At 62.3% G+C, this 21,379-nt stretch carries 18 protein-coding genes, 1 tRNA gene and 1 pseudogene; 10 read left to right on the top strand and 10 right to left on the bottom strand.

What is annotated here, in order from left to right; genetic code table 11:
* Positions 1 to 63: 63 nt before the first annotated feature.
* Positions 64 to 1,752: a bifunctional 3'-5' exonuclease/DNA polymerase gene (locus tag SB659_RS14145; RefSeq protein WP_410550915.1), complete on the top strand. Its 1,689-nt coding sequence runs from the start codon at positions 64 to 66 to the stop codon at positions 1,750 to 1,752.
* Positions 1,753 to 1,760: 8 nt separating this feature from the next.
* On the opposite strand, the gene SB659_RS14140 is transcribed toward SB659_RS14145, so the two are convergent.
* Genes SB659_RS14140 through SB659_RS14130 form a run of 3 tightly spaced genes read right to left on the bottom strand, consistent with a single transcriptional unit; the run spans position 1,761 to position 4,428 of the window.
* Positions 1,761 to 2,438, bottom strand: coding sequence for an NUDIX hydrolase (locus tag SB659_RS14140; RefSeq protein WP_410550816.1), 678 nt, complete (start codon positions 2,436 to 2,438; stop codon positions 1,761 to 1,763).
* On the bottom strand, positions 2,435 to 3,229 hold the full coding sequence (nth, locus tag SB659_RS14135) for an endonuclease III (RefSeq protein ID WP_410550815.1): 795 nt from the start codon (positions 3,227 to 3,229) through the stop codon (positions 2,435 to 2,437). Before nth ends, SB659_RS14140 begins: the two co-directional genes overlap by 4 nt.
* 11 nt (positions 3,230 to 3,240) lie before the next feature.
* Positions 3,241 to 4,428, bottom strand: coding sequence for a hypothetical protein (locus tag SB659_RS14130; RefSeq protein WP_410550814.1), 1,188 nt, complete (start codon positions 4,426 to 4,428; stop codon positions 3,241 to 3,243).
* Positions 4,429 to 4,815: 387 nt separating this feature from the next.
* Here SB659_RS14130 and acs point away from each other — a divergent pair, with 387 nt between their 5' ends.
* The gene (gene acs, locus SB659_RS14125; RefSeq protein ID WP_410550813.1) at positions 4,816 to 6,870 is read left to right on the top strand and encodes an acetate--CoA ligase; all 2,055 of its coding nucleotides are present in this window, start codon (positions 4,816 to 4,818) and stop codon (positions 6,868 to 6,870) included.
* 141 nt (positions 6,871 to 7,011) lie between these two features.
* A complete protein-coding gene (locus SB659_RS14120; protein ID WP_410550914.1) occupies positions 7,012 to 7,839 on the top strand; it encodes a DeoR/GlpR family DNA-binding transcription regulator in 828 nt (275 codons plus the stop codon).
* Here the strand turns inward: SB659_RS14120 and aroQ are convergent.
* Entirely contained in the window at positions 7,818 to 8,282 is a 465-nt protein-coding gene (gene aroQ / locus SB659_RS14115) for a type II 3-dehydroquinate dehydratase (protein ID WP_410550812.1), read from the bottom strand. The genes SB659_RS14120 and aroQ overlap by 22 nt on opposite strands.
* A 48-nt stretch (positions 8,283 to 8,330) precedes the next feature.
* A complete protein-coding gene (locus SB659_RS14110) occupies positions 8,331 to 9,515 on the bottom strand; it encodes a MarP family serine protease (protein WP_284975579.1) in 1,185 nt (394 codons plus the stop codon).
* A 269-nt stretch (positions 9,516 to 9,784) separates the two neighbouring features.
* Here SB659_RS14110 and SB659_RS14105 point away from each other — a divergent pair, with 269 nt between their 5' ends.
* A complete protein-coding gene (locus SB659_RS14105) occupies positions 9,785 to 10,462 on the top strand; it encodes a Crp/Fnr family transcriptional regulator (protein WP_011775987.1) in 678 nt (225 codons plus the stop codon).
* 73 nt (positions 10,463 to 10,535) lie between these two features.
* On the opposite strand, the gene SB659_RS14100 is transcribed toward SB659_RS14105, so the two are convergent.
* From SB659_RS14100 to SB659_RS14090, 3 genes are read right to left on the bottom strand one after another with little or no spacing between them, the layout of a single operon-like run.
* Positions 10,536 to 11,447 (bottom strand): NUDIX hydrolase, encoded by a 912-nt coding sequence (locus SB659_RS14100; RefSeq protein ID WP_284980105.1) that lies wholly within the window; start codon positions 11,445 to 11,447, stop codon positions 10,536 to 10,538.
* A gap of 17 nt (positions 11,448 to 11,464) precedes the next feature.
* Positions 11,465 to 12,001, bottom strand: a complete 537-nt coding sequence (locus tag SB659_RS14095; RefSeq protein WP_284980104.1) for a RidA family protein — start codon at positions 11,999 to 12,001, stop codon at positions 11,465 to 11,467.
* Between the two features lie 2 nt (positions 12,002 to 12,003).
* Complete coding sequence (locus SB659_RS14090; RefSeq protein WP_011775990.1) at positions 12,004 to 12,159, bottom strand: DUF4177 domain-containing protein; 156 nt, start codon at positions 12,157 to 12,159, stop codon at positions 12,004 to 12,006.
* A gap of 37 nt (positions 12,160 to 12,196) precedes the next feature.
* Here SB659_RS14090 and SB659_RS14085 point away from each other — a divergent pair, with 37 nt between their 5' ends.
* The 6 genes from SB659_RS14085 (at position 12,197) to SB659_RS14060 (ending at position 19,601) form a co-directional block, all read left to right on the top strand.
* Positions 12,197 to 14,449 (top strand): transglycosylase domain-containing protein, encoded by a 2,253-nt coding sequence (locus tag SB659_RS14085; RefSeq protein ID WP_284980103.1) that lies wholly within the window; start codon positions 12,197 to 12,199, stop codon positions 14,447 to 14,449.
* Positions 14,450 to 14,457: 8 nt separating this feature from the next.
* On the top strand, positions 14,458 to 15,399 hold the full coding sequence (locus SB659_RS14080) for a metallophosphoesterase (protein ID WP_284980102.1): 942 nt from the start codon (positions 14,458 to 14,460) through the stop codon (positions 15,397 to 15,399).
* A 96-nt stretch (positions 15,400 to 15,495) separates the two neighbouring features.
* Positions 15,496 to 17,295, top strand: coding sequence for an ABC transporter ATP-binding protein (locus SB659_RS14075; protein ID WP_284980101.1), 1,800 nt, complete (start codon positions 15,496 to 15,498; stop codon positions 17,293 to 17,295).
* Positions 17,292 to 19,124, top strand: a complete 1,833-nt coding sequence (locus SB659_RS14070) for an ABC transporter ATP-binding protein (RefSeq protein WP_410550811.1) — start codon at positions 17,292 to 17,294, stop codon at positions 19,122 to 19,124. The genes SB659_RS14075 and SB659_RS14070 overlap by 4 nt, the downstream gene beginning before the upstream one ends.
* Positions 19,125 to 19,223: 99 nt before the next feature.
* Positions 19,224 to 19,300 (top strand) — tRNA-Pro (locus tag SB659_RS14065).
* A gap of 175 nt (positions 19,301 to 19,475) precedes the next feature.
* Positions 19,476 to 19,601 (top strand): hypothetical protein, encoded by a 126-nt coding sequence (locus SB659_RS14060; protein ID WP_410550810.1) that lies wholly within the window; start codon positions 19,476 to 19,478, stop codon positions 19,599 to 19,601.
* A gap of 645 nt (positions 19,602 to 20,246) precedes the next feature.
* Here the strand turns inward: SB659_RS14060 and SB659_RS14055 are convergent.
* Together SB659_RS14055 and SB659_RS14050 are read right to left on the bottom strand one after the other, a co-directional pair.
* A pseudogene (locus SB659_RS14055) lies at positions 20,247 to 21,056 on the bottom strand (recombinase family protein); the annotation flags it as partial.
* A gap of 2 nt (positions 21,057 to 21,058) precedes the next feature.
* Positions 21,059 to 21,379: ImmA/IrrE family metallo-endopeptidase (locus SB659_RS14050; protein ID WP_410550809.1), on the bottom strand; the 321-nt coding region annotated here is incomplete at its 5' end.

The raw sequence follows: 21,379 nt of genomic DNA, 5'->3' as shown, positions 1-21,379 counted from the left end.
TGGCTCGCCCTGCTGCCTGGTCTCGGGCCAAAAAACCCCCATCAACAAGGCAGAATGGAACGCATGTATCTGCTGCTCGCTCCCCACCCTGAAGGGGCAGCCATACAAAGGATCTCCCCCGCCGGGACAGCCACGAATGACGCTCGCGTGGTCACGCTGGGTGAGTTGGCCGGCGTCGTACGTGAATACGAGAACCAACGTCCGCGCTGGGTCTGGCACCGCGCGCAGGACTGGTACCCCGGGCTTGTGGCCGAGGGCGTTGAGCTCGAGCGTTGCCACGACCTGACCCTCTGCGGAGCCATCCTGGCGAACTCGGAATTCACTGCCCATACCGACTATCCACGCCAGGCCGCGCATGCGAGGTTCGACGAGGATATTGTTCCCGCACGGGCCTTGCAACCACCTGCCGTCCCGTCAGAGCAGGGAGCCCTCTTCGAGGAAATCACCCCTTCCCGCCCAACCCTCGGATTGGCGGAACTGAGGGAAGAGTTCGCGGCCCAGCAGCGGGCGGTGGCACAGGTGACAAACGAGGGCCAACGCCGTCAACGCCTGCAGCTATTGCTCGCAGCAGAATCGGCGGGCGGCATGATCGCCGTCGAAATGCAGCACACCGGTGTCCCGTGGCATGAGGACGCGCACCGGCAGATACTTGCGGACGTCCTCGGGCAGCGTCCGCATCCCGGCCACAGGCCACCCGCCTTGGAAGAGCTGTGCAGGGAGTTACGGATCATCCTGAACTCCCCGGCGCTGAACCCGGACTCGCCCCAAGAGCTCATGCGGGCGCTGCATCGGAACGGCATCGAGGTTAAGAGCACCCGGAAATGGGAGCTCCAGGAATCGAACCATCCTGCCATCGCCCCGCTGCTGGCCTACAAGAAGCTCTCCCGCCTGCACACAGCAAACGGGTGGGCGTGGTTGGACGCATGGGTGCACGACGGCCGCTTCCACCCCGAGTACGTGGTGGGCGGCGTCGTCTCTGGCCGCTGGGCCTCCCGCGGCGGCGGGGCCCTCCAGATTCCTCGCAACATCAGGTCGGCGGTGCGGGCCGATCCGGGCCATAAGCTCATCGTTGCCGATGCCTCGCAGCTCGAACCGCGCGTGCTGGTGGCTTTGGCCCAAGACACCAAAATGGCCGAAGCTGCCCGGGACAAGGATCTCTATGCCGGCATCGCCGCCCAAGGTTTTGGTGGCGACCGGGCGAAGGCAAAGGTGGCACTCCTCGGCGCCGTCTACGGCGCCACAACCGGCGAATCCGGCAGGCTCATGCCACAGCTGACGCGCACTTATCCCCGGGCCGTGGCTTTCGTCGAGGAGGCGGCGCGGGAGGGCGAAGTTGGGCGGACTGTCACCACGCGTCTCGGTCGGAGCAGCCCGGCGCCGTCGAAGGGTTGGTTCCTCAGCCAGCAATCCACCACAGCGGAGGAGCAACGGCGCGCGGACAACCTCGCGCGGTCCCGCGGAAGGTTCACCCGAAACTTCGTAGTTCAAGGCTCGGCCGCCGAATGGGCAGCGTGCTGGTTGGCAGAATTACGACGGCGGCTGCGCGCCCTGCGTGCCGACGGCCGCCATGCAGAGCTCGTCTTCTTCCTGCACGACGAAGTAATGGTGCACGCCAGGGAGGACACGGTTGACGCCTGCATCAGTGCGATCGAGGAGGCCGCCGTCGCAGCCAAGGAACTCATGTTCGGCCCGATTCCGGTCGAGTTTCCGGTGAGCATCGCCGTCGTCGACTCTTATGACAAGGCTAAGTAGCCTCCCAGCTACAGGGAGATCTCGTGCGTTCGGTCCTTATCCCACGGAACGGTCCATCCAAGTTCCTCGAACAGTCCGCTGAGCACCATCCCAGTGAAACCCCACACCAGGAGGCCATTGATGGTGAATGCCGGGCTGCTGAAAGTCCGCCCGAACCGCGAAATGGTTGCTGTGACCCTGTTGGCAGGATCGAGCAGGTCCCGCACGGGCACGCGGAACACCTGGGCAGATTCGGCGTAATCCACAACACGGACGGGTGAGGGCGAGTCCCACCACGCCAACACCGGAGTGACCCGGAAATTGCTGCGGACGAGCCCCAGTTCAGGGATCACACCCAACACCCTCACGCCACTGGCATCGAGGCCGGTCTCCTCGACCGCTTCACGAAGGGCGGCGTGGACCACCGATTCATCGCCCGGATCCACGCTCCCTCCCGGAAACGCCACCTGGCCGGGATGCTCACCCAAGGTATGGGCACGCTCCAGCAAAAGTACGTCAAGATCCGTGGGCGCAATCGCTCGGCGCGGATCAGCTGAAGCGCCGTCCAGCATGCCGAAAAGCATCAAGACCGCGGCGGGCCGGGTGGTTTCCGGGCTGACTGCCAGTTGCGCCCAATGGGAGGAGACATGGTCCTCGCCCAGCTCGAAGCGCGTCACGAGTCCGGCCAGGTCCTCAAGGGCGCTCACTCGGGCCTCCTTTGTGATTCCATCCGAATATCCGCCGCACGATGGGTTTCCGCCAAAAACTTCTCAAGCAATGCCTCGTTGCCGGGGGCGAGCTCGTACTTCAGGAGCTTGGCTGCCTTCACGGGATCCGTTTCACCGTCCCCGTAGCTGGGACAGAGGCTTGCTACCGGGCAGGCCCCGCACGCTGGTTTCCGGGCGTGGCAGACCCTGCGCCCATGGAACACCACGCGGTGGGAAAGCATGGTCCAGTCCCTGGCCTCGAAGAGCTCGGCGACGTCGAATTCGATCTTCACGGGATCATCGGATTCGGTCCAACCGAATCGACGGGCCAAACGGCCAAAGTGGGTATCCACCGTAATTCCCGGCACGCCGAACGCGTTACCCAGCACCACATTGGCGGTTTTGCGCCCGACGCCGGGAAGCGTCACCAGATCTTCCAGACGACCCGGGACCTCGCCGTCGTACTCATCAACCAATCGGTTGCTCAGTGCCAGAACGTTGCGGGCCTTCGCGCGGAAGAAACCCGTGGGCTGGAGGATTGCCTCCAACTCCGCCGTGTCTGCCTCAGCCAAGGCACGCGCATCGGGGTATCGGGCGAACAGGATTTTTGTGACCTGGTTGACCAACACGTCCGTGGTTTGTGCCGAGAGGACAGTGGCTACAACCAGCTCAAACGGATTCCTGAAATCCAGCTCCGCATGCGCGTACGGGTACTTGTCCGCAAGAATCCTGTTGATCTTGCGGGCCCGGCGCTTGAGGGCGAGCACCGAACCAGCTTGGGCAGCGGCCATGGCGTCCCTGCTTAACCGCGCTCGATGTTGCTGAGTTCGCGAAGAACCCCAACCTTGCCGTCGGTGTCCTGGACCAGGAATTCATGGCCGCGGTCCTCCAAGGCGAGCACCCAACCTCCTGGGTCGATGGTGAATGCGGGCGCCCCGGAACGCTCATCGTAGGCCGTGCGTGGTTGGGCAACAGCGAACCAAAACGCCTCGTAGGCCGCCGGAGCGGACTCGTCCGGGCGGTTGGCGGGATCAACGGTGGCGCCGATGGAATCCGCCACGGCGGCGGTGCTGCCCGACACGATGGGAGTCGCCATGGTGGCCGCCCAAGGACGCTCACCGGGCGCCTGGGGAACTGTTGGTTGCGGAACCATCGGTTGTGGAACTACAGGCTGCGGCGGTGCAGCTTGACCTGAAGCGGACGCCTTGGCGGCTGGCGACGCCCCTGAAGTAACGCTGGGAGCGGGCGGCGCCGACGTCGGGTTGGCGCCCCGTTCTGCCGTTCCTGAAACAACGGCCGCCGCAGGCGCGGATGACGCAGGCGCCGATGACACAGGTGCGGAGGGTGAAACAACGGTAGCAGCGGGCGCGGAGTACGCAGCCGCGGCGGCCGGTTTCGGTGTCTTTGGTGCTTTCGGCGGACGCGGCGATACCGGCTTTCGGCTCGGTGTGGCGGCTTCACGTGCCACGAGGTGCGCAGGCACTTCCACACGGCCCCTGAAATCGGTGGAAAGCAAGGGCAGGTGGGGAGCCAGCACCGTAGCGACAAGCAAGCCGACAGAACCCACCAGGCCCACCAGGACCCCGGTGTTATAGGAATTGGCGATAGTCAGGAAAAACAACGGAACCGCGAAAGACGCCGTGACCGAGGCAAATTGATCGATCGAGAGCGAACCGATCCGCAGGTGCACATTGGGTCGCAGCCGGCGTGCCACAAAGAGGGCCACCACCACCAACGGCAGGATGATTCCCAACAGCAAGAAGAAGAGGTTGCCCACGTTCCAGAGGTTGTAGACACCAGCGAACATAGGCAGCAAGGACGCGACAAACATCAGGAGTGCGGAACCAAAAACCGTCACGTCGCGGACGGTGAAGGGGCCCACAACGGCGTCGTACTTCTGTCCACTACCGGCCGTGGAATGGGGCGTGCCAGCCGTGGTGTCCGGTCCCGTCGGCTGTGAGTCGTTCGGGTCAGGGCTCAGCTGGGTCATGTATTTCTCCTTCGTACGGCGACGCCTTGGACAGTCAGGTCCAGTAATCCCGCCGAATTGCGCGGGCGGACAGGACACTCCTCTGATGAGTCCCAAGACCACTTCAGCCTATGCCACCCCTCAGACACTGTTCCAGCGCAAACCCCTCCGATGGCCTCGCCCACAGCAAACTCCAAGCTGGCGCACAGACCGGCTTCGCGGAAGGACACTGCGACTCCGCCCGCCTTTGTGACGACGCACACGTGCGATGTCCCCCAAAGCGATAGTGTTGATGACGGACAGAGCACTACGGAACGTCCTCTGACCGCACGACGCCGGACGCCGGCCCGGGTGCGGGCGCAGGGCAGCGTCCGTGGCAGCAAAGATCGATGAATGATGAGGTTCACCATGTCTCAGGACACCACCGGATCCACGGCCACCGCTGCAGCTTCCACCGCTCAAGGCCAAGCCCCCCACGTCGATGCCTTCGAAAACCTCCTCCACGAAAACCGCCACTTCGCGCCATCGGCTGAGTTCGCAGCGAATGCGGTGGTCTCGGCCGGGATTTACGCAGAAGCAGACGCCGACCGTCCCGCGTTTTGGGCCAAGCAGGCCCGCGAGCTGCTGAGCTGGGACAAGGACTTCACTGAAACCCTGGATTGGTCCAACCCGCCCTTTGCCAAGTGGTTCGTCGGTGGTGAGGTTAACGCGGCCTACAACGCGCTGGACCGTCACGTCGAGAACGGCCTCGGTGACCGGGTAGCGATCTACTTTGAGGGCGAACCCGGCGATACCCGCACGTACACATACGCGCAGCTCACCGAAGAAGTAAAGAAGGCCGCCAACGCCTTCGAAACCCTCGGAGTCGCAAAGGGCGACCGCGTGGCCGTGTACCTGCCGATGATTCCCGAGGCAGTCATCACCCTGCTTGCCTGCGCCAGGATCGGCGCTGTGCCCTCAGTGGTGTTCGGCGGTTTCTCCGCGGACGCCCTGCGTTCCCGCATCGAGGACGCCGAAGCCAAACTCGTAGTCACCGCGGACGGCACGTACCGCCGAGGCAAGCCCAGCGCCCTGAAGCCGGCCGTGGACGAGGCGTTGTCCTCCATGGAAAACACCGGCGAACACTCTGTGAACCACGTCGTGGTGGTCAAGCGCAACGGCGAGGACGTCAACTGGGTGGAAGGCCGGGACCTGTGGTGGAGCGATACTGTGGGCAAGGCATCAAGCGAGCACACGGCCGTCGCGCATGATTCCGAGCACCCACTCTTCATCCTGTACACCTCCGGCACCACCGGCAAGCCCAAGGGCATCCTGCACACCACCGGCGGGTACCTCACCCAGACCGCATTCACCCACAAGGCGGTGTTCGACCTCCACCCGGAAACGGACGTGTACTGGTGCACGGCCGACGTCGGCTGGGTCACCGGGCACTCCTACGTCACCTACGCACCGCTCATCAACGGCGCCACCCAAGTCATGTACGAGGGAACCCCGGACTCCCCGCACCAGGGCCGCTGGTGGGAAATCGTGGAGAAGTACAAGGTTTCCATCCTCTACACCGCCCCCACCGCGATCCGGACGTTCATGAAGTGGGGCCGGGAAATCCCCGCCAAGTACGATCTCTCTTCCATCCGCGTGCTGGGGTCCGTGGGCGAACCCATCAACCCTGAGGCGTGGATGTGGTACCGCGAGGTCATCGGCGGCAACGCCGGCAAGAACGGCGAACGCAAGGAAAACCCTGCCCCGATCGTGGACACCTGGTGGCAGACCGAAACGGGCGCACAAATGATCGCGCCGCTGCCCGGCATCACGGCCACCAAGCCCGGCTCCGCGCAGGTGCCGCTGCCCGGAATCGCCGTGGACGTGGTGGACGAAGCCGGCGAGTCGGTGGCCAACGGTGAAGGCGGCTACCTGGTGGTTCGCGAACCGTGGCCCTCCATGCTCCGCGGTATTTGGGGCGACCCCGAGCGCTTCAAGGACACCTACTGGTCCCGCTTCGAGGCCATGTACTTCGCAGGTGACGGGGCCAAGAAGGACGACGACGGCGACGTCTGGCTGCTGGGGCGGGTGGATGACGTCATGAACGTCTCCGGGCACCGCCTCTCCACCACCGAAATCGAATCCGCGCTGGTCTCGCACCCGTCCGTCGCTGAAGCGGCGGTGGTGGGCGCCGCCGACGACACCACCGGGCAGGCCATCGTCGCCTTCGTCATCCTCCGCGGTGACGCCGTGAACAACGGCGACGAAACCGTCCTGGAACTGCGCAACCACGTGGGCAAGGAAATCGGCCCGATCGCCAAGCCCAAGCAATTGCTGATCGTGCCCGAACTGCCTAAAACACGCTCCGGAAAGATCGTCCGACGCCTCCTCAAGGACATCGCAGAAGGCCGCGACACCGGCGACGCCACCACTTTGGCCGACCCCGGCATCATGGCCCAGATCGCCGAATCGCTCCGCAAGTAGCGTCCGGCGCTTTCCGCCAAGCCAAGAACGTTCGACGACGACGCCGCTCGCCACCCGTGGTGGGCGGCGTCGTCGTGCGTTCGGTCCTAGACTGATGCCAGAGTCAAGCAAGTGTCTGACGAACTGTCCAGAAAGGACCCGATGCTCCAAGCAGCCCGCCATTCGGCCATCATCGACGCCGTCCAACGCGAACGCGTGGTCCGGGTCTCGGACTTGGCGCTGATGCTGGGTGTCTCCGCCATGACGGTGCGCCGGGACATCGAGGCCCTGGAGGAATCCGGGCGTGTGGAGCGCATCCACGGTGGTGCCAAGCTGCCTGGCGATTCGAGCACCCACGAGCCCGGCTTCGAGCTCAAGTCGACTCAGCTGACCGAGGAAAAGCACGCGATCGCCGTTGAGGCCGCTCGGATAGTGCAGGAAGGCATGGCCATTGGCCTGGGCGCCGGCACCACCACATGGGCCCTGGCCAAGGAACTGGTCCATGGTCCACGCATCACGGTGGTAACCAACTCCGTGCGGATCGCGGATCTCTTCCACCACGGCGCGTCGTCGGGCGCGGGCCGTTTCGGATCCACAGTCATCCTGATCGGCGGTGAGCGAACGCCGTCGGATGCGTTGGTTGGACCTATTGCGACGTCCGCGTTGAAGCAGCTCCATTTGGACGCCTTATTCTTGGGGGTTCACGGCATGGACACCCAGGCCGGTTTCACCACCCCGAACCTCTTGGAGGCTGAAACCGATCGCGCCTTCATGGCCTCCGCCCGGAGCACCATCGTCCTGGCCGACCACAGCAAGTGGGGCGTGACCGGCATTGCTTCGATCGCGCAGCTGGAGGAGGCAGACGAGCTCATCACGGATTCATTGCTTGGCGAGGACGCCCGGCGGGTGCTGGCTGAGAACGTTGCCAAGCTGACGATCGCGGGAAAGCCGTCGCCGCCAGACGGGCGTCAGGCCGTTTCCGCCAGGTAATCGATGGCGAGCTTATATCCCAGCACGCCTGCTCCGACGATGATCGCGCTGCAGACCCCCGACAAGTAGGAATGGTGGCGGAACTCTTCGCGCTGGTGCACGTTGGTGATGTGGACCTCGACGGCGGGCAACTGCGCTGCCGCCAGCGCATCACGCAGCGCCACCGAGGTATGGGTGAAGGCCCCGGCGTTGATCACGATTCCGACGGCGGTCCCCCGCGCCGCGTGGATGGCGTCCAGAAGGTCACCTTCATGGTTGGACTGAACGCAATCCACGGTGAACCCATGGGAAGCGGCGGCCGCCATGGCAAGCTGCTCGACGTCGGCCAAGGTGGAGGTGCCGTACTTCTCGGGCTCGCGGTTGCCGAGAAGGTTCAGGTTGGGTCCGTTGATCACGAGGATGGTACCGCGACCGGCTTCAGTGGCGGGGGTGGCTTCAGTCATGACTCCCAATCTATACGGTGCAGGAACTTACTTCCGGGTGCGGGGAATTTACTTCCGGGTGCACTGGCCGGCCGATACCGGGCTGCTGAGCCCGGCCGCCTTTTCCGCAACCGGTTCCAGGTCAGACATCGTCAGCGCGAAACCCAGGGCTGCGTTGGTGGTGGTCTTGGCAAAAACCAAACCCGCCACTTGGCCTTGGGCTGTCAGCAGTGGGCCACCCGAATTACCCGGCTGGACATCGCCCGCCAGCTTGTAGACGGACTCCAACGACGGGTTGTTTCCATAGATATCGGGGACCAGGACTGGTGAGATTCCTTGGACGGTGGCCGGTTTTGATTGGAACGGGCCACCGTGCGGATATCCGGCGAAGGCCGCGTTGCTGCCGTCCGGCAAGTCAGAACTCAGGGGCAGAGGCGATGAGGCCAGCCCGTTCACTGCGAGGACTGCGAGGTCCCGCTGCGGATCGAAATACACCACGCTGCCCGGCAGCGCACCGCCGTCGGGAATCTCAACAACCGGCTGCGACACGCCCGCGACGACGTGCGCATTGGTGACGACGCGCCCGGGGGAAACAACGAATCCGGATCCGGTCTGGTTTTGGCCGCATTCGAACGCCGTCCCCGTAATTTTGAGGACCGACTTTGCGGCTTGGTTCAGCGCGGGGGTGTCAGTGGATTCATTGGGCACCTGCACGGGAGCCGAGGGGCTGATGCCCTCAAAGAGCTGGGGTATGCCATCGCCGATGACCGTGGAGCGCAACTGCGCCATGGTGCTCTTGACGGGGGTGGGCGTCACCGAATCGATGTAGCGGATCACCCGCGATTCAGCCAGTTGCTGTGACACGAACGGAACACCCAGCGAGCTGATGCTGAAAGCGAGCATGGACATCACCAACGCCGCAACCACCACGCTGACCACGCCACCAATTAACCGGTCCACCGTGTGCAGGGGCTTGATCCGCACGGCATGGCGGACTCTGCGGCCAATCATGGTGCCCAAGCCATGGCCCAAAGCGATCAGCACGACGGCGGCCCCCACCGTGGCGGCAAGCCTCCAGCCGCTGTCAGTCACCCAGCCGCTGACGAGCGGAACTGCGACGAAGGCCGCAATGGCACCCACCACGAAGCCTGCAATTCCGCCCAAGGTGACAACGAAGCCATTGCGCAGCCCGTAAATCAGGTAGGACAGCAGCATCAAGATCAGAGCCAAATCCAATATCGTCAAGCCAAACACCAATGCTCCTCTATGCCGCCTTGCGCCAATTGTAGTTGGGCACCCTGACAAGCAACCGCCAGGAAGGCTCGCTGGCAGCCGGTGATTCGTGGCCCTCGCAATTCAGCCTGCGGTGATTTCAGGTTGCTGTTTCAGCATGCTGATACGGTGTTGAACGCCCGGAACCCGCGCCGTTTCAGCGTTTCGCATGCCAACTACGTCACAGAAGCCCAAAAATTCTGAAACAATGGCTGGAGCGCCACGACCGAAACTTATACTCAGGAGACTTCATGGACATCGAGGTACTGCGCCGCGCACCCCTCTTCGCCACCCTTGACGACGACGCATTCCGCCTGCTGACGGACGAACTCACAGAGGTGGACCTTTCACGTGGAGCCTCGGTGTTCCGCGAAGGCGACCAGGGTGACCAGCTCTACTTCATCGTTTCCGGAAAGGTGAAGCTCGGCCGCACCTCCCCGGACGGCCGCGAATCCCTGCTTGCTATCCTCGGCCCGGGCGAGCTCTTCGGCGAGATGGCACTGTTCGACCCCAGCCCGCGCACTGCCACGGCTACAGCCGTTTCGGAAACCCGCCTGGCTGGCCTCAAGAATGAGAGCCTCAACGCTTTGCTCCGGACCCGTCCGGAGGTTTCCGCCCAGCTGCTGCAGGCCCTCGCCCGCCGTCTCCGCCGCACGAACGACTCGCTATCGGACCTCGTCTTCTCAGACGTTCCGGGCCGCGTTGCCAAGGCCCTACTGGACTTGGCGGATCGCTTTGGCCGCCCGGCTACCGACGGCGTGCTGGTCGCCCATGAGCTGACCCAGGAAGAACTGGCCCAACTGGTGGGCGCTTCCCGCGAAACCGTCAACAAAGCCCTGGCCGAATTCGTCCAGCGCGGATGGCTCCGGCTGGAAGCCCGCGCCGTGGTCATCCTGGACATGCAGCGCCTCCGCCAGCGTTCGCGATAACCAAAGCTCAACAAAAAAGAGCCGCCCCGTTCCCTGTAATCCAGGGAACGGGGCGGCTCTTTTTGTTGAGTGTTTAGCGTTCGCGCTGCGGTTCACCGGCAACGGTCCGGGCAGCGGCAACCTCAAGCATCAGTTCGCCGTCCTCATTGACGAGACGGGATTGGTAAACGTGGGCTTTCCGCTTGTAACTGAGGTAGGCGATGCAACCATTGGCTGCAGCCATTTTCTCCAGCATGATTTCGGACCCGGGCACCAACAACTGTCCCAGCGTGAGCCCCACGGTGTTTTCCTGGTTCACTTCGTCGCCCAAGGCCGTGGTGTCCCGCAAGGCAATGGCATCGGCCACGCACACCCAACGCCCCCACACACCCTTGCTCGCCAGAATGCTCGGCTGCTGATTCACGGGAACAGTAGCCGCGAAGTAGCGCGTGTTGAACCGGGTATGCGCAAAGTCAGGGCTGACCCAGTTCACCAAGGATTTCAGGAGGTCCGTGCGCAACGACAGTCCGCGCTTGGTCAGGATGTCTGTGAACGATTTCTCCTGTGCCGCGACGGCTTCGCGGGCCTTCATCCACTCCACGGTGGAGTTGGCCTCCACTGTGGATGAGGCATCAGGACCGGCCAGCAGCACGCCGGTTTCCTCAAAGAGCTCCCGGATAGCGCCTACGACGTGGCGGCGAGCCAGTCCGACGTCGTCCGTTCCCAATACCTCGGCCCAATGCTGGGGCGAGGGCCCCAGCCAGCCGACGGCATTGTCATCGGACGGCTCCAGGGACCCGCCCGGAAACGAGATAACTCCCAACGGGGAGGAGCCTGGCCGGTACCCGAGCCAGGTCTCCAAACCGGTCGGGGAATCCCGAAGAAGGACCACGGACGATGCATAACGGGCGGCCCTGGGGGTCCGCTCGCCCAAATCAAGCCAGTTCCGTGCTGCCCCTTCGAGGTGAGGAGGAAGTGCAAACAGACGGCGGGAAAGCTGAGGCAATTGGGTGAACCGGTTCCTTAGCTGAATTCAGCAATGAGTTCGACCTCAACAGGAGAGTCGAGGGGGAGGACGGACACGCCGACGGCGGAACGTGCGTGCTTGCCGGCGTCGCCCAAAACCTGGCCGAGAAGCTCGGATGCACCGTTGATGACTCCGGGCTGGCCAGTGAACGTGGGTTCTGAAGACACGAAGCCCACCACCTTGACGATTCTGGTGATGCGGTCGAGGTCACCGATGACGCTCTTGACCGCTGCCAGGGCGTTGATGGCACAGACGGCGGCGTAGCGCTTGGCCTCTTCCGGATCCACAGTCGGTTCATCCGAGGTACCCAACTGGCCAACGGAGACCTTGCCGGTAGCTTCGAGTTTGCCGTTAATAAACGGCAGCTGCCCGGAGGTGTAGACGTAGTTACCGGACACGACGGCGGGAACGTAGTCGGCGACTGGTGCGGCGACCTCGGGGAGGGTCAGGCCGAGCTCTGCAAGGCGCTGCTCCACGGCCGAGGCAGGGGCGCCCGAATCCGCGGGAGATGTGGTTTCTGCGGGGGTTGTCATGATTACTGCTTCTCCCTCTTCAGGTATGCGACAAGGCCTTTGCCATCGGGGCCGCCGACGACCTGGACAAGCTCCCAGCCGTCCTCACCCCACTGATCCAGGATCTGTTTCGTGGCGTGGATAATGAGCGGAATCGTGGCGTACTCCCATTTGGTCATGACAGAAAGCCTAGCCCTTGCCGGTAAAGTGGAAAACATGGCGACTCGCACGAACCCGTTTTTCGACACTGCCACCACCCTCGGAAAGATTCTAGGCTTCCTTGGCGTGAGTGCGATTTGTGGCGTCCTGGTGGCCGGCCTTTTGGTCCCCGCCGCGGCCGTCTCCGGCAGTGCCGCAAGTGGTTCCATCCAGTTCTTTGATACCCTCCCGGCCGAACTCCAGGTAGATCCGCCCAGCCAGAACACCACGATTCTGGCGAAGGACGGCTCCCCGATCGCGTCCATCTATGAGGAGAACCGGACCAAGATCCCCTTGAACCAGATGAGCCCGTATGTCAAAGATGCGGTCATCGCCATCGAAGACAACCGGTTCTACGAGCATGGCGGAATCGACACCACCGGTATCTTGCGGGCACTGGTGAGCACCGCTCAAGGTAACAAACAAGGCGCGTCAACCATCACGCAGCAGTACGTCAACAACGTGATCAACGAGTCACTGGTCGCCTCCGGCCAGAGCAGCGACGTCAAGCTGAACGGTGTCAACAAAGGCATCGGAGACAAGCTCCGCGAGATGAAGCTTGCCATCGCTTTGGAGAAGAAATTCACCAAAGACCAGATTCTTGAGGGCTACCTCAACATTGTGTTCTTCAACAGGGACGCCTACGGCATCGAAGCCGCATCGAAGCTGTTCTTCAGCACCAGCGCCAAGGACCTGACGCTTCCACAAGCCGCCCTCCTGGCAGGCCTCGTGAACAGCCCGGCAGCCTTTGATCCGGTGGTCCACCCGGACGCGTCCAAGCAGCGCCGCGACCTGGTGCTCACGGCCATGTATAACCAAAAGAAGATCACCAAGGCCGAGTACGACCAAGCTGTGGCTACTCCCATCACCACCAAGGTCACTCCGGCCCGCCAAGGTTGTGCATACGCTTCCACCGCGCCGTACTTCTGTGATTACGTGCTGCACTTGCTCTTCAACAACCCGGCGTATGGGCAGACGCCGACGGATCGCCAGAACACTGTCATGCGGGGTGGGTTGACTATCAAGACCACCCTGGACCCTACCGCGCAGAACGTCGCCCAGCAGCAGGTTGACGCCACGGCCGGCGCGAACCCTGACAAGTGGGGGGCTTCCATCATCTCCGTCCAGCCGGGTACAGGCCAGATTGTCAGCATGGCCCAGAACACCGTGATGCTGCCCCAACCCGGTAAGTTCGACCAGACCCAGAACTTCAACGTCGATGTCCTGGACGCCAAGGGCAATGACCTCAATGGCATTGGCGGCTTCCAGCCGGGTTCCACCATGAAACCGTTCACATTCGCGGAATGGCTCAATGAGGGCAAATCGATGACCACGACGATCAACGCGTCGGTCAGGAAATATCGGCAGGGGTTCCCTTGGCGAAACACCTGCCCAACTCCGGAGGACGGTTTCTACGATTCATCAGTACCGGGGAGCTTCGATCTGCAGAACTCGGACGAAGGCTACTACCGCCCCATGACGGTCCTCTACGGCCTCATGAACTCCATCAACACCGCCACCTTCGCCTCCGCTTCCCAACTGGACCTCTGCGGCATCCAGGGCATCGTTAACGCGACAGGAGTGCACAGCGGCCTGCCGACGCGGGACCAAGCTGGAAACGTCACTGATCCGAATCCCAAGGTCTCCATGACCACCCTGGGTAACCTCATCGGATCCACACAAACCGCTCCCTTGACCATGGCCAGCGCCTTCGCGACCTTTGCAGCTGACGGTAAGTACTGTGAACCCATCGCCATCACCTCCGTCAAGGACCAAGCGGGGAAGGACTTGCCTGCCCAGTCGTCCTCCTGCAAGGACGCCATCAAGCCTGAGGTTGCCCGTGGCGTTGCCTACGCAATGCAGGAAGTACTGAACCATGGTTCAGGCTCCCTGATCCGGCCCGCGCTGAACACCAACAACAACTTCCCGGTGGCAGCGAAGACCGGTACGAACGATATGAACAGCTCAACTTGGGTGGTCGGATACACGTCCGGACTGGCAACGGCATCATGGTTCGGTGACCCGCTGGATGCCCAGCAGCGGCCAGGACGGAACATCACGGTCAACGGCAAGTTCTACCCGTCCATTGACGGTTACATGATCGCCGGTCCGCAGTTCACCAACTACATGCTCTCGGTTGCTCCCGCCTACGGAACCAACCCCTTCCCCACGCCGCCGTCGAACCTGCTCGGCAGTGCCCCTCCCCAGCGGAGCCCGAGCACCCCCAACAGCAGCGGTGCGAGCAACAGCGGAACGCCCGGTCACGACTAATGGCGTCCATGATTGACTCGTTGGCAGACCGCGCCCGTACCCTCGGGCGCGGTCTTGCCGCAACCACCGCCATCGGCGCAGCAGCAGGTGTAGCGGCGGCAGCTTACGGCTGGTGGGAGAAGGACCAGTTCGAAGTCCGGCGCGAGACGCTGCCTATCCTCCCCGAAGGCTCCGCGCCGTTCCGGATCCTGCACCTCAGTGACATCCATTTCGTCCCGGGTCAGGACAAGAAGGCTCGGTGGTTGCAGTCCTTGGCTGAACTGAAGCCGGACCTTGTGGTCAACACTGGCGACAACCTCAGCCACACCCAGGCCATCGATCCGCTGATCCAAGCGCTTGAACCGTTGATGGACTTTCCCGGCGTGTTCGTTCCGGGCTCCAACGACTATTTCGCGCCCAGGTTCAAGAACCCGGCGGGCTATTTCCGCGGACCTTCCCGGCCGAAAACAGAGCCGATCAAGCTCGACTGGCCCAAGTTGCGCACGGCATTTGGGATGGGCGGCTGGATCGACCTCACCAACCGTGCCCAGTCCATCACGCTTAACGGCCTGCGCTTTGATTTCTCCGGGGTGGACGATCCCCATTTGAAGCGGGAACGGTACGCAGACTGGCATCGCGGCACGGCCAACCAGGACACGCGTCCGCATGTCCGGGTCGCCGTCGTCCACGCCCCGTACCAGCGCGTGCTGGATCATTTCACGCAAGCCCAAGCCCACCTGATTCTTGCCGGGCACACCCACGGCGGCCAGATCTGCATCCCCGGCTACGGCGCTTTGGTCTCCAATTGCGACCTCCCCACCTGGCGTGCCAAAGGCCTCCACGATTGGGAAAGCAACGGACTGACGACGCCGGTCAACGTCTCCGGCGGAATCGGCACCTCACGCTTCTCCCCGGTCCGCATCGCCTGCCGGCCGGAAGCGGTACTGCTCACCCTCACGCCCCGCACATAGGCCCCCAGCTACAGGCCTGCAGGGGCATGGCATAGGGTAGTTGCTACGGGAAACTATCTCCGCACCATCTGAAGATCCAGCTGTTGAGAAGCGGGCATGTCCAAGCAAACGTCATTCTTTAACTCCATCCGCCGCCTGTACCCCCATGTACGGCCCATCCTCCCCCGCCTATTCATGGGCTTGGTGTCTGCTTTGCTGGCGAGCATTGTGGCACTCACCATCCCGCAGGTTTTCCGGGTGCTGGTCAACAACTCCTTGCAGCGCGGCGGTGACCCGGCCGCGGTGTGGACCGCCGCCGTCGTCATCCTTGCTTTAGGCGTGGCGGAGGCTGGACTGGTAGCCCTGCGGCGGCAGTTCGTGATCAATCCGGCCACCACGGTGGAGACCAGGATGCGTGTCACTTTGTATGGGCATCTTCAGGAGCTCACGGTGGCGTTCCACGATCGTTGGGGTTCGGGGCAGCTGCTTTCCAGGGCCATGACCGATCTCAGCTTCCTCCGGCGCTGGATGGCGTTCGGAGCGATCATGCTCGTTGTCACTACCTTGACGGTGATCATCGGCGTGGGCGTGATGTTCTCCATGAGCTGGCAATTGGCGCTCATTTTCCTGGCCGCCGCCGTGCCGATCATGGTCAACTCCTTCCGCTTCCGGCGCCGTTTCAGCCGGGTGACCCGGCTCAGCCAGGACCAGGCCGGGGACCTTGCCACCACCGTGGAAGAGTCCGTCCACGGCATCCGGGTATTGAAGGCTTTCGGCCGCAGCCGCGAGGCCTTGGAAAATTTCAACGGCCAAGCCGAGGAGCTCCGGCAGACGGAGATCATGAAAGCCAAGCAACAGGCCGGTTTCACCCTGGTGGTGACGCTCCTGCCTGAACTTGCCTTGGGCTTTGGGTTGGTGACGGGGGTGCTGCTCGTCGCCAGCGGGCAGCTGAGCATCGGATCTTTGGTGGCCTTTTTCGCCACGGCCGCCGTGGTGGCAACTCCAGTGGAGTTCTCCGGGACCTTGCTCGCGATGGCGCTGACCGCCAAGACCGCAGTGGACCGGCACTTCGAAGTCATGGATACCCGGAACACGATCACCTCTCCCGAAGAGCCCGTGTTCCCGGAAAACGGCAAGGGCGCCTTGCGCTTTGAGCAGGCCGGATTCGGGTTCGACGACGGCGGTTCGCTCCTGCGCGATGTCTCCCTGGAGATCCGTCCGGGCGAAACGATGGCCCTCGTGGGGATCACCGGCAGCGGCAAGAGTGCGTTGCTCCAACTCGTCCCCCGGCTCTACGACGTGACCGAGGGCGCTGTGACCATCGACGGCATAGACGTCCGGAATTACGACCTCCATGAACTTCGCAGGATCGTCTCCGTTGCATTCGAGGACACCACACTGTTCTCCAGTTCAGTGCGGGACAACGTCCTGCTCGGCGCCCCTGATCCCAGCGAAGCAGCCCTGGACGAGGCACTCGATGTAGCCCAGGCGCAGTTCGCCTATTCCCTGCCTGACGGTGTGGACACACTTATTGGTGAGGAAGGCCTCAGCCTGTCCGGTGGCCAGCGTCAGAGGATCGCCTTGGCACGCGCCATCGCCGCCAGGCCAAAGGTCTTGGTGCTGGACGATCCGCTCTCCGCCCTCGATGTCAACACCGAGGAACGCGTTGAAGCCCGCCTGCGCGACGTCCTGCGCGAGACCACCACGTTGATCGTGGCGCACCGACCCTCCACCGTTGCCTTGGCGGACCGTGTGGCCTTGCTCGAAAACGGAACCATCACCGCCGTCGGAACCCATACGGAACTGTTGGCGGGCAACGATCATTACCGCTACGTCATCGCAAGCCTCGATTCCGGTCCGAAGGACCTCGATAGCGAACTGGACGAGCTCGAAGAAGCCGAGGAGGCCCGCCGGTGAGTGCCACAACCTTTGGAACGGCCAACGAGGACAACGCGCTCCTCACCAAAGCAGACAGTAAAGCCGTACGACGCCGGTCCCTCGCCTTGCTTGCCTCGCTGATCCGTCCGGTCAGGTTGCGTTTCTGGATGACGATCGTGATGGTGGTGGTCTCCCAACTCACCCGTGTAGCCGGGCCCGCGTTGATCGCGTTCGGCATCGACCATGCCCTGCCTACGCTCAAAGCCGGCAACAACGGTCCCTTGATGCTTGCCGGTGTCTTGTACCTCGCGGCCGCCATTGCCACGGCGTCAATGACGGCCCTCTATGTCACTTCGACAGCCCAACTCAGCCAGTCCATGCTGCTGGACCTCCGGGTCCGCGTCTTTAGGCACACCCAGCGGTTGAGCTTGGAGTTCCATGAGAAGTACACGTCCGGACGCATCATTGCCCGTCAAACCTCGGACCTCGAGGCACTGCGGGACCTGTTGGATTCGGGTGTGAGTTCCTTGGCCTCCGGTCTGTTGTTCATGGTCTTTACGGCCTTCACCGTATTTGCGCTGGACTGGCGGACTGGCGTCATCATGCTCGCCGCGGGCGTACCGATGTTCCTTCTGTCCCGCTGGTACCAGAAGCACTCGCAGGTGGCTTACCGTGAATCGCGCGTGGTCTCGGCGCGGTTGATTGTGCACTTTGTGGAAACCATGACCGGAATCCGCGCCGTCAAGGCGTTCCGCAAGGAGAAGGAGAACGCGGCACAGTACGGCGAACTGGCTGAGGAATACCGGAAAAACAGTGTCCGCTCCATCAATCTGAACGGCATCTTCCAACCGGGCCTGGTGTTGATCGGAAACGTTTGCGTCGCCGTCGTCCTGCTCATGGGAGGCTTCCGCGTGCTCAGCGGCGAGCTCGCGGTCGGTGTCCTGTTGGCCCTGATTCTTTCCACCAAGCGTTTCTTCCAGCCGGTGGACCAGATGGCGATGTTTTACAACTCCTTCCAAAGCGCCCAAGCTGCGCTGGAGAAGGTGTCAGGACTCCTTGAAGAGGTCCCAACAGTCCGCCCGCCCAAGAATCCTGTTCCGTTGAAAAGCTCACGCGGGGAGATCGATTTCGCAGGAGTGGAGTTCGGCTACGGAAGCGGGACAATCGTTGTTCCCCCCATGGACCTGCACATCCCTGCAGGCCAGACCGTGGCCTTGGTAGGCCAAACCGGGGCCGGAAAGTCCACGCTGGCCAAGCTCATTGCCCGCTTTTACGATGTCACCTCAGGCGCCATCACCTTGGACGGCATCGATCTGAGGGACCTCTCCACCACCGACCTCCGCCGGGCCGTGGTGATGGTTACACAGGAGGCATTCCTCTTCAGCGGTTCGGTCGCCGATAACATCGCCCTGGGCCGACCCGAAGCATCCCGCGAAGACATCGAAAAAGCGGCGAAGGCCGTTGGTGCGCACGAATTCATCTCGGGGCTGCCCGAGGGATATGACACCGACGTCAATAAGCGTGGTGGTCGCGTTTCCTCGGGTCAACGCCAACTCATCGGATTTGCCCGCGCTTTCCTGGCTGCCCCTGCCGTCCTGATCCTGGACGAGGCGACCTCGTCCTTGGACATACCTTCCGAACGCATGGTCCAGCAGGGCCTGGCCAATCTGCTCGAAGGGGTGGCCGGCAAGAATTCGGCACGGACGGCCATCATCATCGCACACCGCCTCTCCACCGTGGAGACCGCGGACAGGGTCCTCGTGGTTCACGACGGACGCATCGTGGAGGACGGCTCACCGGCGGAACTGATCAGCGGTGGGGGACGCTTTGCGCAACTGCACGGGGCCTGGAAAGACTCATTGGTCTAGCGTTTCTGTGGCTGGTCGCTGGGAGCAGCGACCACCGCCCGTCGATTTCGCATCAGGAAGCGATTCAGCTATCCTTGAACAGTTGCTTTCGCAGCGGATCGGGATGTAGCGCAGCTTGGTAGCGCGCTTCGTTCGGGACGAAGAGGTCGCAGGTTCAAATCCTGTCATCCCGACCAGAGTCGCTTTATTCGAACCATGGTTTGAATAGACCGACTTCAGTTTGAACAACAGAGATGGCGTCGAGAAATCGACGCCATTTTTGGTTCCCCGGAATTGCGCGGCAAGTACGCCTGAATCGCCCGAAAACGGCCCTGTTTGGGACGATTGGGACGATCCTGGACCAGGAACCGCGTGCGGCGTCCTGGACGCGCGGAAGGCCATCTGGGCGGCGAAGATGTCATCAAACGGTTCATTGAGATCCGCGCCAACCGCGCCGTCGTGATGGACAAAGAATCGCAAGAAGAAGGATTCGTTTAGGAGCCTCCGGACCTTGTCTGTCGCCTTCTCGTAGTACGCCTTCGGATCGGCAATCTGGTCGAGCGCCTTGGTTAGCAGCTGGCCACCTACGGCAATCTCCTCACCGATATTGGCGAGACTGTCTTCAATACGCGATCGCTGCACACGCAGCTCGTGCATCTTCTCGCGAACCTTCGACACAGGCAGGATGCCGTCAGCGGCAACGTCGACGAGGCGACTCTCCTTGGCTTCGACTTCCTTCAGTTGATTGGTGTACCGCGCATACATCTCCTTGATATCCTTCTGCTCACCGAGGAGGGCCTCTTCCAGTCGCCTGCGCACATCCTGCTTGAAGTCCTCGTCGAGAACGAGCCGGCTGTAAGAGTCGGCCACACTGTCCTCGACCAGATAAGCCGGGAGATAGGGAAGGTCGCACTTGCCCTCCTGACGAGCTCGGCAAAAGAAGTATTCGTGAGGGGTGCCTCCTCTCCCCTTCACCTCTGTGTAGATGACGCGGCTCTGTTGGCCGCGCTTGAAGCACTTGCCGCAGTAGAGCATGCCCTTGAGGAAGTGGTTGTGGATACGGTCACGCGAGCCTGCACCACTTCGGGAGCTCAAAATATCTTGCACTTGATCGAACAGGTCTTGGCCAATGATTGGTTCATGCCGTCCGGGATAAGCATCGCCCTTATAGACGACGTACCCGACGTAATACGGGTCCTTCAGCATCTGGTGCAGCTTGCTGGCCGAGACGGGGCCTTCGGGGAATCGTGCGGTCTGGCGATTAGTTAGGCCGAGATCCGCCATGGTCGCTTCTAGCTGCTCAATTGAGTAGAGGTTGGTGGCGTACAGCTCGAAGGCCTTGAGGACGAGCGGTGCCCTGACCTCGTCGAGCCCGACGCTGTTGATCATGCGCCCATCGATGTCCTTGCGGATATTGAGGTATCCGAGCCGAGCCTTACCCAACGTGCCGCCATTGATGGCTTTGTTACGCATCTTGATGCTGATATCTTCACCGCTGAGCTGGTTCTGTACCTGGTTCATGATGTCGGTGACGGCTTCCATCGCGACGGCGTAGGTACCCTCGCCAAAGTCCTCACGAGCAGACAGTAGGCGCACGCCGAGCTTATCGAGATGACGCCGCGTAATCGCTGCGTCGGTGAAATTACGGAAGGCACGCGAGCGGGCGTAGACGATCACGTAGTCAACGTCGCGGTGGTTTTGCAGGAACCTGAGAAGGGCTTGAAATACCGGGCGCTTTTCGATGGTCTGAGCGGAGACGCCCGGCTCAACGAATTCCTCGATGATGTCCGCGTTGACGGCTTCGGCCTTCTGTTCGCAGATGTCACGCTGCGTGGCGATGGAGTTGCCATCCTTATCGATATCACTGGCAGTTTGTGTTTGCTTCTTACTTGAGACGCGCAGATAGAGAACTGCCTTACGCGGTCTCAGTGCTTCGACTTCTTCAATAGTCATCATCAAACTCCTTGTGTTTGGGTGCGGCGATTCATGCGGTACTGCCATGAACGGGAGAACGGGGTGCTTTGTGGCGTGCAGCGAGGCGCAGGTTCGACGATGCCCGTCTGACGTAGGCGTACAGTCATCGCGGCCTCGGAAACCTGGAAGTAGGCGGCGAGATCAGCTGGACGCTGCATACCGCCGTAGTATGCGCGCTTCAGTAGCTTCTTGGGAACCAGCAGACAGCCGGCGAAGTAGTCGGCAGGGACTGCTGAAGGTTTGATTGACACTTTGCCTGTGAGGATTTGATCCTTGCGGGTGGAAGGATGTTCATCATGCCC

Origin of the sequence: Arthrobacter sp. SIMBA_036, assembly GCF_046535135.1 — a bacterium.
GTDB lineage: Bacteria > Actinomycetota > Actinomycetes > Actinomycetales > Micrococcaceae > Arthrobacter.
The sequence above is the reverse complement of the archived record's forward strand: the minus strand, read 5'-3'. Positions and strand labels throughout refer to the sequence as shown.

Bases quoted from the DNA above. Each gene is read 5' to 3' on its own strand.
- SB659_RS14130 (WP_410550814.1), bottom strand. From the start codon at position 4,428: ATGACCCAGCTGAGCCCTGACCCGAACGACTCACAGCCGACGGGACCG.
- SB659_RS14120 (WP_410550914.1), top strand. From the start codon at position 7,012: ATGCTCCAAGCAGCCCGCCATTCGGCCATCATCGACGCCGTCCAACGC.
- nth (WP_410550815.1), bottom strand. From the start codon at position 3,229: ATGGCCGCTGCCCAAGCTGGTTCGGTGCTCGCCCTCAAGCGCCGGGCC.
- SB659_RS14145 (WP_410550915.1), top strand. From the start codon at position 64: ATGTATCTGCTGCTCGCTCCCCACCCTGAAGGGGCAGCCATACAAAGG.
- acs (WP_410550813.1), top strand. From the start codon at position 4,816: ATGTCTCAGGACACCACCGGATCCACGGCCACCGCTGCAGCTTCCACC.
- SB659_RS14075 (WP_284980101.1), top strand. From the start codon at position 15,496: ATGTCCAAGCAAACGTCATTCTTTAACTCCATCCGCCGCCTGTACCCC.
- SB659_RS14080 (WP_284980102.1), top strand. From the start codon at position 14,458: ATGATTGACTCGTTGGCAGACCGCGCCCGTACCCTCGGGCGCGGTCTT.
- SB659_RS14095 (WP_284980104.1), bottom strand. From the start codon at position 12,001: ATGACAACCCCCGCAGAAACCACATCTCCCGCGGATTCGGGCGCCCCT.
- SB659_RS14105 (WP_011775987.1), top strand. From the start codon at position 9,785: ATGGACATCGAGGTACTGCGCCGCGCACCCCTCTTCGCCACCCTTGAC.
- SB659_RS14090 (WP_011775990.1), bottom strand. From the start codon at position 12,159: ATGACCAAATGGGAGTACGCCACGATTCCGCTCATTATCCACGCCACG.
- aroQ (WP_410550812.1), bottom strand. From the start codon at position 8,282: ATGACTGAAGCCACCCCCGCCACTGAAGCCGGTCGCGGTACCATCCTC.
- SB659_RS14085 (WP_284980103.1), top strand. From the start codon at position 12,197: ATGGCGACTCGCACGAACCCGTTTTTCGACACTGCCACCACCCTCGGA.